The 15,462-nt window shown below is 55.1% G+C and carries 18 protein-coding genes; 14 read left to right on the top strand and 4 right to left on the bottom strand.

The features are described from left to right. Positions 1-15: 15 nt before the first annotated feature. Positions 16-354 (top strand): nitrogen regulatory protein P-II, encoded by a 339-nt coding sequence (glnB, locus tag BJP35_RS18535; protein ID WP_003860685.1) that lies wholly within the window; start codon positions 16-18, stop codon positions 352-354. Positions 355-449: 95 nt separating this feature from the next. Here the strand turns inward: glnB and hmpA are convergent, their stop codons facing one another. After that, entirely contained in the window at positions 450-1,640 is a 1,191-nt protein-coding gene (gene hmpA / locus BJP35_RS18540) for an NO-inducible flavohemoprotein (RefSeq protein WP_025203455.1), read from the bottom strand. 304 nt (positions 1,641-1,944) lie between these two features. Here hmpA and glyA point away from each other — a divergent pair, with 304 nt between their 5' ends. After that, entirely contained in the window at positions 1,945-3,198 is a 1,254-nt protein-coding gene (glyA, locus tag BJP35_RS18545) for a serine hydroxymethyltransferase (RefSeq protein WP_086463469.1), read from the top strand. A 54-nt stretch (positions 3,199-3,252) separates the two neighbouring features. Here the strand turns inward: glyA and BJP35_RS18550 are convergent, their stop codons facing one another. Then, positions 3,253-3,675 (bottom strand): DoxX family protein, encoded by a 423-nt coding sequence (locus tag BJP35_RS18550; protein WP_014171191.1) that lies wholly within the window; start codon positions 3,673-3,675, stop codon positions 3,253-3,255. Positions 3,676-3,848: 173 nt separating this feature from the next. Between BJP35_RS18550 and BJP35_RS18555 the strand changes: the two genes are divergently transcribed. After that, the gene (locus BJP35_RS18555) at positions 3,849-4,988 is read left to right on the top strand and encodes a 3-phenylpropionate MFS transporter (RefSeq protein WP_020883016.1); all 1,140 of its coding nucleotides are present in this window, start codon (positions 3,849-3,851) and stop codon (positions 4,986-4,988) included. On the opposite strand, the gene csiE is transcribed toward BJP35_RS18555, so the two are convergent. Next, the gene (csiE, locus tag BJP35_RS18560; RefSeq protein ID WP_014171189.1) at positions 4,989-6,266 is read right to left on the bottom strand and encodes a stationary phase inducible protein CsiE; all 1,278 of its coding nucleotides are present in this window, start codon (positions 6,264-6,266) and stop codon (positions 4,989-4,991) included. It abuts the gene before it with no gap. 125 nt (positions 6,267-6,391) lie between these two features. Between csiE and BJP35_RS18565 the strand changes: the two genes are divergently transcribed. Then, positions 6,392-7,030, top strand: a complete 639-nt coding sequence (locus tag BJP35_RS18565; protein ID WP_047743086.1) for a DUF1007 family protein — start codon at positions 6,392-6,394, stop codon at positions 7,028-7,030. Then, positions 7,021-8,001, top strand: coding sequence for a nickel/cobalt transporter (locus BJP35_RS18570; protein ID WP_047743085.1), 981 nt, complete (start codon positions 7,021-7,023; stop codon positions 7,999-8,001). Before BJP35_RS18565 ends, BJP35_RS18570 begins: the two co-directional genes overlap by 10 nt. 52 nt (positions 8,002-8,053) lie before the next feature. On the opposite strand, the gene suhB is transcribed toward BJP35_RS18570, so the two are convergent. Then, positions 8,054-8,857 carry an inositol-1-monophosphatase gene (gene suhB / locus BJP35_RS18575; protein ID WP_020883019.1) on the bottom strand — a complete coding sequence of 268 codons (804 nt, stop codon included), beginning with the start codon at positions 8,855-8,857 and terminating at the stop codon, positions 8,054-8,056. A gap of 130 nt (positions 8,858-8,987) precedes the next feature. Between suhB and trmJ the strand changes: the two genes are divergently transcribed. The 9 genes from trmJ to iscX all read left to right on the top strand — a co-directional run bounded on the left by trmJ (position 8,988) and on the right by iscX (position 15,449). Further along, a complete protein-coding gene (gene trmJ / locus BJP35_RS18580; protein ID WP_032669904.1) occupies positions 8,988-9,716 on the top strand; it encodes a tRNA (cytosine(32)/uridine(32)-2'-O)-methyltransferase TrmJ in 729 nt (242 codons plus the stop codon). A 164-nt stretch (positions 9,717-9,880) separates the two neighbouring features. Beyond that, positions 9,881-10,372, top strand: a complete 492-nt coding sequence (gene iscR, locus BJP35_RS18585) for a Fe-S cluster assembly transcriptional regulator IscR (protein ID WP_020883021.1) — start codon at positions 9,881-9,883, stop codon at positions 10,370-10,372. Positions 10,373-10,491: 119 nt separating this feature from the next. Continuing rightward, positions 10,492-11,706 carry a cysteine desulfurase gene (gene iscS, locus BJP35_RS18590; RefSeq protein WP_020883022.1) on the top strand — a complete coding sequence of 405 codons (1,215 nt, stop codon included), beginning with the start codon at positions 10,492-10,494 and terminating at the stop codon, positions 11,704-11,706. 23 nt (positions 11,707-11,729) lie between these two features. Next, complete coding sequence (gene iscU / locus BJP35_RS18595; RefSeq protein ID WP_003860661.1) at positions 11,730-12,116, top strand: Fe-S cluster assembly scaffold IscU; 387 nt, start codon at positions 11,730-11,732, stop codon at positions 12,114-12,116. 13 nt (positions 12,117-12,129) lie between these two features. Further along, positions 12,130-12,453: an iron-sulfur cluster assembly protein IscA gene (gene iscA, locus BJP35_RS18600; RefSeq protein ID WP_003860659.1), complete on the top strand. Its 324-nt coding sequence runs from the start codon at positions 12,130-12,132 to the stop codon at positions 12,451-12,453. Positions 12,454-12,529: 76 nt separating this feature from the next. After that, entirely contained in the window at positions 12,530-13,045 is a 516-nt protein-coding gene (gene hscB / locus BJP35_RS18605; protein WP_014171181.1) for a co-chaperone HscB, read from the top strand. A gap of 14 nt (positions 13,046-13,059) precedes the next feature. Further along, a complete protein-coding gene (hscA, locus tag BJP35_RS18610) occupies positions 13,060-14,910 on the top strand; it encodes a Fe-S protein assembly chaperone HscA (RefSeq protein WP_025203461.1) in 1,851 nt (616 codons plus the stop codon). A gap of 1 nt (position 14,911) precedes the next feature. Further along, entirely contained in the window at positions 14,912-15,247 is a 336-nt protein-coding gene (gene fdx / locus BJP35_RS18615) for an ISC system 2Fe-2S type ferredoxin (protein WP_014171179.1), read from the top strand. Between the two features lies 1 nt (position 15,248). Next, entirely contained in the window at positions 15,249-15,449 is a 201-nt protein-coding gene (gene iscX / locus BJP35_RS18620; RefSeq protein ID WP_014171178.1) for a Fe-S cluster assembly protein IscX, read from the top strand. The last annotated feature ends 13 nt before the right edge of the window (positions 15,450-15,462 follow it).

Raw genomic sequence — 15,462 nt, forward strand, 5'->3', positions numbered from 1 at the left:
GTTTAAGGACCCACCATGAAAAAGATTGATGCGATTATTAAACCTTTCAAACTGGATGATGTGCGTGAAGCGCTGGCGGAAGTGGGCATCACCGGGATGACAGTGACGGAAGTGAAAGGTTTTGGTCGCCAGAAGGGCCACACCGAACTTTACCGTGGCGCAGAGTACATGGTGGACTTTCTGCCAAAAGTGAAAATTGAAATCGTGGTGAGCGACGATATCGTGGATACCTGTGTGGATACCATTATCCGTACGGCGCAGACCGGCAAAATTGGCGACGGTAAAATCTTCGTCTTTGATGTGGCACGCGTGATCCGTATCCGTACCGGTGAAGAAGACGACGCCGCGATTTAATCGTCAGTACCTGATTCCTGATTCAGCCGGGTGGCGCTATGCTTACCCGGCCTGCAAAACCTCACCGGCCGGGAAAGTGTAGCGCCATCGGGCGATTACAGTACTTTATGCGGCCCAAAACATTCGTAATGAATGTTGTCTTTATTCACGCCCAACTCCACCAGCTGCTTCGCGGCATACTGCATAAACGCTACCGGTCCGCAGACATAAAACTGCATCTCCGGCGCGCTGAATGCCCCTTCGTGCTGACTCAAATTCATCAGACCTTCGCTGTCAAAGCGTGCGGCTGCACGGTCGGCATCCGTCGGCAGACGATACCAGGTATGGGCGGTAAAGCGTGGCAGACCGGAAGCCAGCGCATTCACTTCATCGGCAAACGCGTGCACTTCACCGTTCTCGGCGGCGTGGAACCAGTTTACCTGCGCGCTGTGGTTTGATTTAGCGAGGGTATCGAGCATCGCCAGCATTGGCGTCTGACCCACCCCGGCTGAGATCAGGGTGACCGGCGTATTCGCCTCAACCGCCATAAAGAAGTCGCCCGCAGGCGCGGCCAGATGAACCACATCACCCACGTTAGCCTCGTTATGCAGCCAGTTTGATACCTGGCCACCATCTTCGCGTTTTACGGCAATGCGATAACGTTTACCGTCTGGTTTGCGGGTCAGGGAGTACTGCCGAATCTCCTGGTGCGGGAAACCTTCAGGCTTCAGCCACACGCCCAGATACTGCCCCGGCTGATAATCAGCGACCGGCTTGCCATCCACTGGCTCGAACTCAAAACTGGTGATGAGCTGGCTGCGCGGCGTTTTCTCGACGATGCGGAAAGCGCGGGTACCTTCCCAGCCGCCAGCCTTACTGGCGTTTTCGCTGTAGATCTGTGCTTCACGGTTAATGAACACGTTTGCCAGCACGCCGTAGGCTTTTCCCCACGCGTCCAGCACCTCCTGACCCGGGCTAAACATCTCATCCAGTGTGGCCAGCAGATGGCCGCCGACGATATTGTACTGCTCGGGTTTGATCTGGAAGCTGGTGTGCTTCTGCGCAATTTTTTCCACGGCAGGCAGCAACGCCGCCAGATTTTCGATATTACTGGCGTAGGCTGCGATGGCGTTGAACAAGGCTTCGCGCTGATCGCCGTTACGCTGGTTGCTCATGTTGAAAATCTCTTTCAACTCCGGGTTATGCGTAAACATACGATCGTAGAAATGGGCGGTGAGTTTCGGGCCGGTTTCGACCAGCAGGGGAATAGTGGCTTTAACTGTGGCGATGGTTTGAGCGTCGAGCATAGCAGCGTCCTTCAGTGGTGTTTTTAATGATGTATTTTAAATGCATCTTATAAAAAATACCCCTGCGTTGTAAATGGTTCTTTGCAACGTGAAAAATATGCATCACAAACCTGAAAAGAAATCCGTTGAAAATGATGAGGGCTTTATTCCTCAAACCCTTGCGTGGCGGGTAGGAAAACGTTTGCGTAAAATCGTTTGTCAAGACCTGTTATCACAGAACTAATCAGTTATACTGTTGCCCGTCGTCCAACAGGACTGCCTTTTCAGGCCAAAATTTTATTGTTAGCTGAGTCAGGAGATGCGGATGTTAAAGCGTGAAATGAACATTGCCGATTATGATGCCGAACTGTGGCAGGCTATGGAGCAGGAAAAAGTACGTCAGGAAGAGCACATCGAACTGATCGCCTCCGAAAACTACACCAGCCCGCGCGTAATGCAGGCGCAGGGTTCTCAGCTGACCAACAAATACGCTGAAGGTTACCCGGGCAAACGCTACTACGGCGGTTGCGAGTACGTTGATATCGTTGAGCAACTGGCCATCGATCGCGCTAAAGAACTGTTTGGCGCCGACTACGCTAACGTACAGCCACACTCTGGCTCTCAGGCTAACTTCGCGGTCTACACCGCGCTGCTGGAACCGGGCGATACCGTTCTGGGTATGAACCTGGCGCAAGGCGGCCACCTGACTCACGGCTCTCCGGTTAACTTCTCTGGCAAACTGTACAACATCATTCCTTACGGCATTGATGAGTCCGGTAAAATTGACTACGAAGACATGGCGAAGCAGGCGCAGACCCACAAACCGAAGATGATTATCGGCGGTTTCTCTGCTTACTCCGGTATCGTTGACTGGGCAAAAATGCGTGAAATCGCAGACAGCATCGGTGCTTACCTGTTCGTTGACATGGCGCACGTTGCCGGCCTGATTGCTGCAGGCGTTTATCCGAACCCGGTTCCGCATGCTCACGTTGTGACCACCACCACGCACAAAACCCTGGCGGGCCCACGCGGTGGCTTGATCCTGGCGAAAGGTGGCGACGAAGAGCTGTACAAAAAGCTGAACTCTGCCGTATTCCCAAGCGCGCAGGGCGGCCCACTGATGCACGTTATCGCGGCGAAAGCGGTGGCGCTGAAAGAAGCGATGGAGCCAGAGTTTAAAGTTTACCAGCAGCAGGTTGCTAAAAACGCCAAAGCGATGGTGGAAGTCTTCCTGAACCGCGGTTACAAAGTGGTTTCCGGTGGTACTGAGAACCACCTGTTCCTGCTGGACCTGGTTGATAAAAACCTGACCGGTAAAGAAGCTGACGCTGCCCTTGGCCGTGCCAACATCACCGTGAACAAAAACAGCGTGCCAAACGATCCGAAGAGCCCGTTCGTGACCTCCGGTATCCGTATCGGTTCTCCGGCTGTTACTCGCCGCGGCTTTAAAGAAGCGGAAGTGAAAGAGCTGGCAGGCTGGATGTGTGACGTTCTGGACAATATCAATGACGAAGCGGTTATCGAGCGCGTTAAAGGTAAAGTTCTGGAAATCTGCGCACGCTTCCCGGTATACGCATAATCTTTCTGTTTTGCAGAAATAAAAAAGGCCGCGATTGCGGCCTTTTTTTATGGGTTAACGCCGGTCAAGGGAGAGTGCTCCCGGTCCCACTATCGCCAGTAAAATAAACGCTCCGGCAATACTGATATTCTTGTAGAAGTTAATCATATTCGGCATGACGGCATCACCGGTCATATCCCAGTAGTGGTGGCCGATAATCGCGGTACCCAGCGTGTAAAATACAAAGAGTACGGCAACAGGGCGGGTGAAAAAGCCCAGCACGATCAGGATGGCGGCAGGCACCTCCATTACCACCGCAATAATGGCCGCCAGCATGGGCATGGGTGTACCCAGCGACGTCATATATTGTACGGTCCCGCTAAACCCCGTCAGTTTTGGATAGCCGAAGATAATAAACAGTACGACAAGCGCGATACGACCTATTAACAGCAACAGGTGACGTGCCTGGCCGAAATCTAAATAGCGAAGTGAGTTCATGGCAGAAATACCTCTGCAAGTGGAGTAATTTAAACGTAATACACATTTTCATTCCCTGCCATAAGTCAGATGACTGCACAATATGTTAAATTTTCGTTAATTTATAGCAGGCTATCGACTTGCTTAATTTTTGTATTCTCGCCAGACTATGGCCTCCATTTCGGGAGGGATTCATGGTCTTGCATTCCACGCGCTGGCTGGCGCTCAGTTATTTCACCTATTTCTTTAGCTACGGTATTTTTCTGCCTTTCTGGAGCGTCTGGCTCAAGGGGATCGGCCTGACGCCCGAGACCATAGGTATCCTGCTTGGCGCTGGTCTGGTGGCACGTTTCCTGGGAAGCCTGCTGATCGCACCGCGCGTCAGCGATCCCTCCTTGCTGATTAAGGCGGTACGCATTCTGGCGCTGTTGACGCTGGTCTTTGTCGCCTGTTTCTGGGTGAGCCACCAGTTTGCATGGTTGATGGTGGTGATGGTCGGTTTCAACCTCTTTTTCTCGCCGCTGGTTCCGCTGACGGATGCCCTGGCAAACACCTGGCAAAAACAGATAACGATGGATTATGGCCGCGTGCGGCTGTGGGGCTCAATTGCCTTTGTCATCGGCTCTGCACTGGTGGGTAAACTGGTTAGCCTTTACGATTACCGTGCGATCCTTGCGCTGCTGAGTATCGGTATTGCCTCCATGCTGCTGGGGATGCTGTTGCGTCCATCGGTAATGCCGCAAGGTGAGAGCCGTCATCAGGAAAGCGCCGGCTGGCCGGCCTGGCGAAGCCTGGTGGCACAAAGCTGGCGTTTCCTGGCCTGCGTCTGTCTGCTGCAGGGCGCGCACGCGGCGTACTATGGTTTCAGCGCCATCTACTGGCAGGGGGCAGGATACTCCGCATCTGCAGTGGGTTACCTGTGGTCGCTCGGTGTGGTCGCTGAGGTGATTATCTTCGCGCTGAGCAAAAAGCTGTTTCGGCGCTTTGGCGCGCGCGATCTGCTCCTGCTTTCTGCAGTCTGTGGTGTTATACGGTGGGGCATTATGGGCTGGACGACGGAACTGCCGTGGCTGATCGTGGCGCAAATTCTGCACTGCGGCACCTTCACGGTATGTCACCTGGCGGCCATGCGCTATATCGCCGCGCGTGAAGGCGGGGATGTCATTCGGTTGCAGTCGGTTTATTCGGCAGTGGCGATGGGCGGCAGCATTGCGGTGATGACGGTCTTTGCGGGCTTCCTTTACCAGCATCTGGGACACGGGGTCTTCTGGGTCATGGCGCTTGTCGCCCTACCGGCGATGTTCGTTCGTCCTAAAGTCGCCGCGCGCGCGTAGCTACGATTCCAGCATGGCGCGAATATGTTCTTGCTGCTGCGTGTTCAGCGTCTCAACGGCGTGGATCAGCGGTGGTGAGAACAGGGGCAGGGCGGTCGGATAAGGGGTGATGACCAGCGCCGCTTCGCGCGGTGCCCCCTCTTTCTGATAGGCCTGCAGCGTCTGATATCGAATGTTGAGCGGCAGCAACGTCAATTCGCGCAGTTGCTGCTCTATCACGTCCTCACAGGATTTATCCTCTCCCGTCAATAACACCACCTGCTTCTCATGCAGATCGGTCTCCTGCATCAGCCAGGCGCCGAAAATGACCGCCACCAGGCTCATCTCTTCATCAGAAAAACGCAGCCCGAATTCCGCTTCCAGCTCAAACAACGCCTCTTTGGTGGTGCGTAACAGGCGGGGGTAGAGACGATGGATCTCTTCCGGCAGGCTATTGTCGATGCCTATCTCAAACAGCGAACGGTCCAGCGCCTGGGCCAGATGAATATAAAGCTGATCGGTCAGCCCCTGTTCATCGCTGAAGTTCATCCCGGTTTGCGCCCGAAAACGGGCGACCATGCGCACAATCGCCCGACGCAGGCGCTGATCCTGCTGATGCTTATCAAGCACAGGGTCAGGGGTGCGCAGCATCATAAACAGCAGTGCAAGAAACAGTTGTTCATCGCTGTGGGTCCCTTGTGGCACACGGCGTTTCCAGTGACGAACAATCTCCTGAGCGGTGAAATATTCCCCTCTTGATTGCGTCCAGTTACGCTGCACCGATGAAAACTGCGGGGTATTCCCCAGATGATGCTGCATCAGGCAATACTGCAGATAGAGCTGCAAAAACTGTACGTCCCGGCAATCAAACGGCCGCTGAAGCTTGCGCGAGCAGAAGCTGATCAACGCCCGCAGGTTGGTATCGTCATAGAGAGGACGGGCAATGCCCTGCTGTTTAAGCGCGGTTTTCAGCGCGGGGGTAAACTGATGCGAAACGAATTGCGGACACAGCCGCATAGCCCTGCGCAGCCAGTGCAACAGGCATAAACGTTGATTCAGGGCTGAGCCTTCAATCCGGTAGCTGCCGTCATGGTACGTGACGATGTCGAGCCGGTGATAGCGCTGGATTTCATCGCGCGTCTCGGCTATATCTTGCCGTGCCATAGCGTCGTCCACGCCATTGGCAGCGATAATGCTCTGTGCGGTAACGGCAGCATCGGGCAGGTAAAGCATTAAAAGCACCTGGCAGCGGCGCTGCGAACTGGAAAGCACAGATGGAATTTCAAGCGTCGTCATCATCTGTCGGGTATCCAGTGGGAATGTTTGATAAGAATAGCTAAAGGATGGGCGCTGAAAAGCGCGCCGGCAGGCCTTTCACTCAGGATTGCTGGCGAACATCACAGAATTTATGACGTGAGGAATTGATGCAAACAGTTAAACAAAGCGCAATGGCGTTATTTTTGACGGTGATCCCCTTTGCTGTCGTCGCGCATCCTCACAGTTTTATCAGCCTGAAAACCGAGCTGGTAACGGACGGAACGCAGCTCAGTGGCCTGAAAATGCGCTGGACGATGGATGAAATCACCTCGGCTGACCTGCTGTACGATGCCGGGAATGCAAAACCCGGGGATGAAATCTGGAAAAAGCTGGCGGCGGAAGTGATGGCCAACGTGCTTGGTCAGCACTATTTCACCGAGTTCTGGCACAACGGACAAAAAGTGAAATTTATGAATCGGCCGACGGAATATGGCATGACCCGCGACGGACATCAGGCGGTACTGACGTTTGTCCTGCCGCTGGCGCATCCGCAACCGCTGGCTGGGCAGACCTATACGTTTTCCACCTTTGATCCCACTTACTATGTCGATATGCATTACGCAGAGGAGAGTGATGTGACGCTACCGGCAGCCCTGCAAAAAACCTGCAAGATGGCAATGCACACGCCAAAACCGAGCGAAGAGACGCTCAATTTTGCGGTCTCTCTCGATAAAGAAGATGCACCACCCGAAGACATGGAGCTGGGTAAACAGTTCGCACAGCAGGTGACGTTGCAATGTCAGTGATCGCGTCTCCGGCACGAAAATCACGCCGCTGGCTTCATCTCTGGCCGCTGGCGCTCTTTTTGCTGCTGGCCGTGTGCGGCGCGTTGTGGCTATGGCACGCCTGGCCGCAGGTGATGATGAAAAGCATTGTCTGGCAGCGCGAGGTCAACCAGCAGATGAGTGGCTTACTGAAGGCGGTGGCGGAAAACCCGACGAAGGCAGGCGGTTCTCTTCTGGCCTTCAGTTTTCTCTACGGTGTCCTGCATGCGCTGGGGCCGGGACACGGCAAAATCGTGATCGCGACCTGGCTTGCGACCCATCCGTCCAGGCTCAAATCAAGCATTGGGTTGACCCTCGCATCTTCGCTGCTTCAGGGCGGCGTGGCGATTGCGCTGGTGGTGGTGGTCCTGTCGTTATTACGCCTTCCTGCTCGTCAGCTGCATGCCAGCAGTTTCTGGCTGGAGAAGGGCAGTTACGCGCTGGTCGGTGTGCTGGGCTTGCTCCTGTGCTGGCGGGCACTGAAAAAACTGCGGGCTTTACTGCACAAACCCCAGTTCAGGGCTTTTACGCCGCACCATGAACACACTGCGAACTGCGGCTGTGGGCATCAGCATCTGCCGACGCAGGCGCAGCTACAGAACGGTGATGACTGGCGAGCGCGGCTGATGGTTGTGCTCTCAATGGGCATGCGTCCGTGTTCAGGGGCAATCATGGTGCTGCTGTTCAGTAAGGTGATGGGTGTATTTGGCTGGGGAATGCTCTCGGCATTGGCCATGGCGGCCGGGACGTCACTCACGATTTCGTCACTGGCACTGCTGGTGCACAGTTTCCGTCAACTGGCGGTCAAACTCAGCGGCAATAAAACGCCGGTGCTGTGGCGGCAGGTCGGATGGACAACGCTCGCGCTGGCGGGCGGGATGATTCTGCTGGTGGCTGCGGTAACGATGTGGATGAGCGCGGTGCCGGTGGGAAGGGGATTAAGGCCGTTTTAGTCAGGTACAGCATGGTGCCCTTTCCCGGCGGGAGAGGGCACCGCAGGCTGGATTAACGCTTCAGCGCGTCGCTCAGCTCATCACGCATGTTTGCCAGCATGGCTTTAACAACACGTGGGTTACCTGCAACGATGTTGCCGGTCGTCAGATGGTTGTGGCCGCCAGTGAAATCGCAAACAATGGCGCCTGATTCACGCGCGATCAGCTCGCCCGCTGCAAAATCCCACGGCTTCAGTGACAGCTCAAAGTAACCGTCAACGCGACCGGTAGCCACATAGGCCAGGTCCAGCGCGGCAGAACCGGTGCGACGGAAGTCCGCGCATTCGGTGAACAGTTTGCCCAGAATATTCATGTAAGTGGTTGCGTGCTGCTTCGCCTTGAACGGGAAGCCGGTCGCCAGAATGGTACCGTCGAGGTCGCGTGCATTGCTGCAGCGCAGACGGTAGCCGTTCAGCTGCGCGCCCTGACCGCGGGTTGCGGTGAACAGTTCGTTACGCATTGGATCGTAAACCACGGCGACTTCAGTACGGCCTTTAATGCGTACAGCGATAGACACGGAGAAGTGTGGCAGACGTTTGACGAAGTTGGTGGTGCCATCCAGTGGATCGATAACCCATTGAACATCCTGATCGGTACCTTCAAGTTCACCGCTTTCTTCGGTGATGATGGTGTGCTGCGGGTAAGATTTGCGGATGGTATCGATAATAATCGCTTCAGCGGCTTTATCGACGTTGGTTACGAAATCATTGCTGCCTTTCTGGCTGGTTTCAACAGAATCTGGCGTTTCGTAGTGTTTGGCAATTACATTACCCGCCTTGCGCGCTGCGCGCACGGCGATGGTCAGCATCGGATGCATCGGTCTCTCTCACTGGATGTTAAAGAACGGGAAAATCGGCGCAGAGTATAGCAGCGAGATCGGAATATGTCTCTCGTTTATGATAATATGGCCGAATATTCTTCAGACACAGAATCCAGACATTAAAACTATGCTGCAAAACATTCGAATCGTGCTGGTCGAAACATCGCACACTGGCAATATGGGCTCCGTAGCCCGCGCTATGAAAACCATGGGCTTAACGAACCTGTGGCTGGTTAACCCACTGGTGAAACCCGACTCACAGGCTATCGCTCTGGCTGCGGGCGCCAGCGATGTCATTGGTAACGCGCAGATCGTGGATACCCTGGACGAAGCCCTGGCAGGGTGCAGTCTGGTGGTCGGGACCAGCGCCCGCTCCCGTACACTGCCGTGGCCGATGCTGGATCCGCGTGAATGCGGTCTGAAAAGCGTCTCTGAAGCCGAACAGGCCCCTGTAGCGCTGGTGTTTGGCCGTGAACGCGTGGGCCTGACCAACGATGAACTGCAGAAGTGCCATTACCACGTGGCCATTGCCGCTAACCCGGAATACAGCTCCCTGAACCTGGCAATGGCCGTTCAGGTGATTGCCTATGAAGTGCGTATGGCGTGGCTGGCGACGCAGGAAAAAGCAACGGCAGAGCCGCAGGAAGAGGCCGTCTACCCGCTGGTGGACGATCTGGAGCGCTTCTATGGTCACCTGGAGCAGACCCTGCTCTCTACCGGTTTCATCCGTGAAGGTCACCCGGGGCAGGTAATGAACAAGCTGCGCCGCCTGTTTACTCGTGCGCGTCCGGAAAGCCAGGAACTGAACATTCTGCGCGGGATTCTGGCGTCGATTGAGCAAAAGAATAAAGAGTAGTGCCCATCCTGGTGATACGGCACGGAAGGTTAAATACCTGACTAAAACAGTCAAGTAAATAGTTGACCATTTTAGTCAGGAATGTCAGACTTGGCCCTGCTATGCAATACCCCCATTTTACTATAAAAACCCCGGGCAGGGGCGAGTTTGAGGTTAAGTAAGACATGAGACTGACATCTAAAGGGCGTTATGCCGTGACCGCGATGCTGGACGTTGCGCTCAACTCCGAAGCGGGCCCGGTTCCGTTGGCTGATATTTCTGAACGACAAGGGATCTCCCTCTCCTATCTGGAGCAGCTGTTCTCCAGACTGCGTAAAAATGGACTGGTTTCCAGCGTTCGTGGCCCAGGCGGCGGTTATCTGCTGGGTAAAGACGCGGGCAGTATTGCAGTTGGCGAAGTGATCAGTGCCGTTGACGAATCCGTTGATGCGACCCGTTGCCAGGGTAAAGGCGGCTGCCAGGGCGGTGATAAGTGCCTGACCCACGCGCTGTGGCGCGACCTGAGCGATCGTCTGACCGGCTTCCTGAACAACATCACCTTAGGTGAACTGGTAAATAACCAGGAAGTTCTGGATGTCTCTGGCCGTCAGCACAGCCAGGACTCCCAACGCAGCACCCGCGGGCAGGACGCGATCGACGTCAAATTACGCGCGTAATAAAAAGATAAGTATTTCAGAATCAGGCCGGAGCGTTCGCTCGCTCCGTGTACTCGGTCGTACATCCAGCCGGTTGCCTGATTCCTTGCATTGAAGCGATGTACGGAGTTTATAGAGCAATGAAATTACCGATTTATCTCGACTACTCCGCAACCACGCCGGTGGACCCGCGTGTTGCCGAGAAAATGATGCAGTGTCTGACCCTGGACGGAAACTTTGGTAACCCAGCTTCCCGTTCACACCGTTTTGGCTGGCATGCTGAAGAGGCGGTAGATATCGCCCGTAATCAGATTGCTGACCTGGTGGGTGCCGACCCGCGTGAGATTGTATTCACCTCCGGTGCGACCGAATCCGATAACCTGGCGATCAAAGGTGCGGCCAACTTTTATCAGAAAAAAGGCAAGCACATCATCACCAGCAAAACCGAACACAAGGCCGTGCTGGACACCTGCCGTCAGCTCGAGCGTGAAGGTTTCGACGTGACTTACCTGGCACCACAGAGCAACGGTATCATCGACCTGAAAGAGCTCGAAGCGGCCATGCGTGATGACACCATTCTGGTTTCCATCATGCACGTAAACAACGAAATCGGCGTTGTGCAAGATATCGCGACCATCGGCGAAATGTGCCGTGCGCGCGGTATCATCTACCACGTAGACGCCACCCAGAGCGTGGGCAAACTGCCTATCGATCTGAGCCAGCTGAAAGTGGACCTGATGTCCTTCTCCGGCCACAAAATCTATGGCCCGAAAGGTATTGGTGCACTGTACGTTCGTCGTAAACCGCGTATCCGCATCGAAGCACAGATGCACGGTGGCGGTCACGAGCGTGGTATGCGTTCCGGTACGCTGCCTGTTCACCAGATCGTTGGTATGGGCGAAGCTTACCGTATTGCGAAAGAAGAGATGGAAACCGAGATGGCGCGCCTGCGCACGCTGCGTAACCGTCTGTGGGATGGCGTGAAAGATATGGAAGAAGTGTATCTGAACGGCGATCTCGAACAGGGCGCACCAAACATTCTCAACGTCAGCTTCAACTATGTTGAAGGTGAATCGCTGATTATGGCGCTGAAAGACCTGGCGGTTTCTTCCGGTTCTGCCTGTACGTCTGCAAGCCTGGAGCCATCCTACGTGCTGCGCGCACTGGGCATGACTGACGAGCTGGCACACAGCTCTATCCGCTTCTCTTTAGGTCGTTTCACTACCGAAGAAGAGATTGACTACACCATCAAGCTGGTTCGCAACTCCATCGGTCGTCTGCGTGACCTTTCTCCACTGTGGGAAATGTTCAAGCAGGGCGTGGATCTGAACAGCATTGAATGGTCACATCACTAATCGGTACATAAGGAGAATTCAACATGGCATACAGCGAAAAAGTTATTGATCATTACGAGAACCCGCGCAACGTTGGCTCTTTTGACAACAGCGACGAAAGCGTAGGTAGCGGTATGGTCGGTGCGCCAGCGTGTGGCGACGTGATGAAGCTGCAGATTAAAGTCAACAATGAAGGTATCATTGAAGACGCGCGCTTCAAGACCTACGGCTGCGGTTCTGCTATCGCCTCCAGCTCCCTGGTCACCGAATGGGTGAAGGGCAAGTCTCTGGACGAAGCACAGGCAATCAAGAACACGGATATTGCTGAAGAACTCGAACTGCCACCCGTGAAAATTCACTGTTCTATCCTGGCAGAAGACGCGATCAAAGCCGCCATTGCGGATTACAAAAGCAAACGTGAAGCAAAATAATTGAGGTTTGAGTATGTCGATTACCCTTAGCGACAGCGCTGCCGCGCGAGTAAGCTCTTTTCTGGCGAACCGTGGTAAAGGCTTTGGCCTGCGACTGGGCGTACGTACCTCCGGCTGTTCTGGTATGGCTTACGTACTGGAGTTTGTTGACGAACCGGCGTCTGATGACACCGTATTTGAAGACAAGGGCGTGAAGGTGGTGGTCGATGGCAAAAGCCTGCAATTCCTCAATGGCACTCAGCTGGACTTTGTAAAAGAAGGCCTGAACGAAGGGTTCAAATTCACGAACCCGAACGTCAAAGACGAGTGTGGTTGCGGCGAAAGCTTCCACGTTTAACCGCGCGTCATCCGAAACCCCACCGCAGGACTCCTGTGCGTGGGGTTTGTTCTAACAGGCTACCCCTGAGATTGTTATGGATTACTTCACTCTCTTCGGACTACCCGCTCAATACCCGATTGATCTGCAGGCGCTGACGATCCGCTTCCAGGATCTGCAGCGTCAGTATCATCCGGATAAATTCGCCAGTGGTACTCAGTCAGAGCAATTGGCTGCGGTATCGCAATCTGCGACCATCAATCAGGCCTGGCAGACGCTGCGCCATCCACTGTCTCGCGCTGAGTATCTGCTCTCGCTTCATGGCTTTGATCTGGCGAGTGAACAGCACACCGTGCGTGATACGGCGTTTTTGATGGAACAGCTGGAACTGCGTGAAGAGCTGGATGAGATTGAACAGGCCAAAGATGAAGCGCGTCTGGAAAGCTTCATCAAGCGCGTAAAAGGCATGTTCGATACCCGCCATCAACTGATGGTGGAGCAACTGAACAACGAGACCTGGGATGTGGCGGCAGACACTGTGCGCAAACTCCGTTTTCTCGATAAACTGCGAAGCAGTGCTGAACAACTCGAAGAAAAGCTGCTCGATTTTTAATTTCGGAAGCAATTATGGCCTTATTACAAATTAGTGAGCCTGGCTTAAGTGCCGCACCGCACCAGCGTCGTCTGGCGGTAGGTATTGATCTGGGCACCACCAATTCTCTCGTGGCGACCGTGCGAAGCGGCCAGGCGGAAACGCTGGCTGACGAGCAGGGCCGTCATCTGCTGCCTTCCGTGGTCCACTACCAACAGCAGGGCCACGCGGTTGGCTACGACGCACGCGCGAACGCCGCGCGCGATCCGGCAAACACCATCAGTTCCGTAAAACGCATGATGGGCCGCTCCCTCGCCGATATTCAGACCCGTTATCCGCATCTGCCGTATCAGCTGCAGGCCAGTGAAAACGGCCTGCCAATGATTGCCACGACAGCGGGGCTGCTGAACCCGATCCGCGTTTCTGCTGATATCCTCAAAGCGCTGGCGGCGCGTGCTACGGCAACGCTCGGCGGCGATCTCGATGGCGTGGTCATTACCGTTCCGGCCTACTTTGATGATGCACAGCGTCAGGGCACCAAAGACGCGGCGCGTCTGGCGGGACTGCACGTTCTGCGCCTGCTGAACGAACCGACGGCGGCCGCCATAGCCTACGGCCTGGACTCCGGTCAGGAAGGGGTGATCGCGGTTTACGATCTGGGGGGCGGGACCTTTGATATCTCTATCCTGCGCTTAAGCCGTGGGGTGTTTGAAGTGCTGGCTACCGGCGGTGATTCTGCGCTGGGTGGCGATGACTTCGACCATCTGCTGGCCGATTTCATTCGCGAGCAGGCGGGTATTCCCGATCGCAGCGATGCACGCGTGCAGCGTGAACTGCTGGACGTGGCCATCGACGCGAAAATCGCGCTGAGCGATGCGCAGTCTGTCACCGTCAACGTGGCGGGCTGGCAGGGGGAAATTACCCGGGAACAGTTTAACGACCTGATCGCGCCTTTGGTGAAACGCACTCTGCTGGCCTGCCGTCGCGCACTGAAAGATGCGGGCGTTGAGGCTGACGAGGTGCTGGAAGTGGTCATGGTTGGCGGCTCCACGCGCGTACCGCTGGTGCGTGAACGGGTGGGCGAATTCTTTGGCCGCACGCCGCTGACGTCCATCGACCCGGATAAAGTGGTTGCCGTGGGCGCGGCTATCCAGGCGGATATTCTGGTCGGCAACAAGCCGGACAGCGAGATGTTGCTGCTGGATGTTATTCCGCTCTCTCTGGGGTTAGAAACCATGGGGGGACTGGTGGAGAAAGTCATTCCGCGTAACACCACCATTCCGGTGGCGCGTGCACAGGAATTCACCACCTTCAAAGACGGCCAGACCGCGATGTCCATCCATGTGATGCAGGGCGAGCGCGAGCTGGTGCAGGACTGTCGTTCACTGGCGCGCTTTGCGCTGCGCGGTATTCCTGCGCTGCCTGCGGGCGGTGCACATATTCGCGTTACCTTCCAGGTGGATGCGGACGGCCTGCTGAGCGTCACGGCGATGGAGAAATCCACCGGCGTTGAGTCGTCTATCCAGGTGAAGCCGTCCTACGGCCTGACCGATGGTGAGATCGCCTCCATGATTCAGGATTCAATGAGCTACGCCGAACAGGATGTGAAGGCGCGTATGCTGGCAGAACAGAAAGTTGAAGCCGCACGCGTGCTGGAAAGTCTGAACGGTGCGCTCGCTGCCGACGCCGCGCTGTTAAGCGCCGCTGAGCGTCAGGTGATTGACGAGGCTGCCGCGCGCTTAAGCGCAGTGGCCGAAGGCAATGATGCTGATGCAATAGAAGAAGCCATTAAAAACGTTGATAAACAAACCCAGGACTTTGCTGCTCGCCGCATGGACAAATCTGTCCGCGTCGCGCTGAAAGGCCAGTCCGTGGACGAGGTTTAATATGCCAAAGATTGTTATTTTGCCTCATGCGGACCTCTGTCCGGATGGTGCTGTTCTGGAAGCGAAGACCGGTGAGACCATTCTCGATGTTGCCCTGCGTAACGGTATCGAAGTGGAACACGCCTGTGAAAAATCCTGTGCCTGCACAACCTGCCACTGCATCGTGCGTGAAGGTTTTGACTCTCTGGCCGAGAGCACCGAAGATGAAGACGACATGCTGGATAAAGCATGGGGTCTGGAGCCAGACAGCCGTTTGAGCTGCCAGGCTCTGGTGACCGATGAAGATCTGGTCGTGGAATTCCCACGCTACACCATCAACCACGCACGCGAGCACTGATATGGGACTGAAGTGGACTGACAGCCGTGAAATCGGCGAAGCGCTCTACGACGCTAACCCGGATCTCGATCCTAAAACCGTACGCTTCACCGATATGCATCAGTGGATCTGCGATTTAGACGATTTTGACGACGATCCAAACGCATCCAATGAAAAAATTCTGGAGGCGATTCTGTTAGTCTGGTTAGATGAAGCAGAATAAATCACCTTACGGG

It is taken from the genome of Enterobacter sp. J49 (assembly GCF_002148625.1).
Lineage (GTDB): Bacteria > Pseudomonadota > Gammaproteobacteria > Enterobacterales > Enterobacteriaceae > Enterobacter > Enterobacter ludwigii.

Bases quoted from the DNA above. Each gene is read 5' to 3' on its own strand.
- glnB (WP_003860685.1), top strand. From the start codon at position 16: ATGAAAAAGATTGATGCGATTATTAAACCTTTCAAACTGGATGATGTG.
- hmpA (WP_025203455.1), bottom strand. From the start codon at position 1,640: ATGCTCGACGCTCAAACCATCGCCACAGTTAAAGCCACTATTCCCCTG.
- glyA (WP_086463469.1), top strand. From the start codon at position 1,945: ATGTTAAAGCGTGAAATGAACATTGCCGATTATGATGCCGAACTGTGG.
- BJP35_RS18550 (WP_014171191.1), bottom strand. From the start codon at position 3,675: ATGAACTCACTTCGCTATTTAGATTTCGGCCAGGCACGTCACCTGTTG.
- BJP35_RS18555 (WP_020883016.1), top strand. From the start codon at position 3,849: ATGGTCTTGCATTCCACGCGCTGGCTGGCGCTCAGTTATTTCACCTAT.
- csiE (WP_014171189.1), bottom strand. From the start codon at position 6,266: ATGATGACGACGCTTGAAATTCCATCTGTGCTTTCCAGTTCGCAGCGC.
- BJP35_RS18565 (WP_047743086.1), top strand. From the start codon at position 6,392: ATGCAAACAGTTAAACAAAGCGCAATGGCGTTATTTTTGACGGTGATC.
- BJP35_RS18570 (WP_047743085.1), top strand. From the start codon at position 7,021: ATGTCAGTGATCGCGTCTCCGGCACGAAAATCACGCCGCTGGCTTCAT.
- suhB (WP_020883019.1), bottom strand. From the start codon at position 8,857: ATGCATCCGATGCTGACCATCGCCGTGCGCGCAGCGCGCAAGGCGGGT.
- trmJ (WP_032669904.1), top strand. From the start codon at position 8,988: ATGCTGCAAAACATTCGAATCGTGCTGGTCGAAACATCGCACACTGGC.
- iscR (WP_020883021.1), top strand. From the start codon at position 9,881: ATGAGACTGACATCTAAAGGGCGTTATGCCGTGACCGCGATGCTGGAC.
- iscS (WP_020883022.1), top strand. From the start codon at position 10,492: ATGAAATTACCGATTTATCTCGACTACTCCGCAACCACGCCGGTGGAC.
- iscU (WP_003860661.1), top strand. From the start codon at position 11,730: ATGGCATACAGCGAAAAAGTTATTGATCATTACGAGAACCCGCGCAAC.
- iscA (WP_003860659.1), top strand. From the start codon at position 12,130: ATGTCGATTACCCTTAGCGACAGCGCTGCCGCGCGAGTAAGCTCTTTT.
- hscB (WP_014171181.1), top strand. From the start codon at position 12,530: ATGGATTACTTCACTCTCTTCGGACTACCCGCTCAATACCCGATTGAT.
- hscA (WP_025203461.1), top strand. From the start codon at position 13,060: ATGGCCTTATTACAAATTAGTGAGCCTGGCTTAAGTGCCGCACCGCAC.
- fdx (WP_014171179.1), top strand. From the start codon at position 14,912: ATGCCAAAGATTGTTATTTTGCCTCATGCGGACCTCTGTCCGGATGGT.
- iscX (WP_014171178.1), top strand. From the start codon at position 15,249: ATGGGACTGAAGTGGACTGACAGCCGTGAAATCGGCGAAGCGCTCTAC.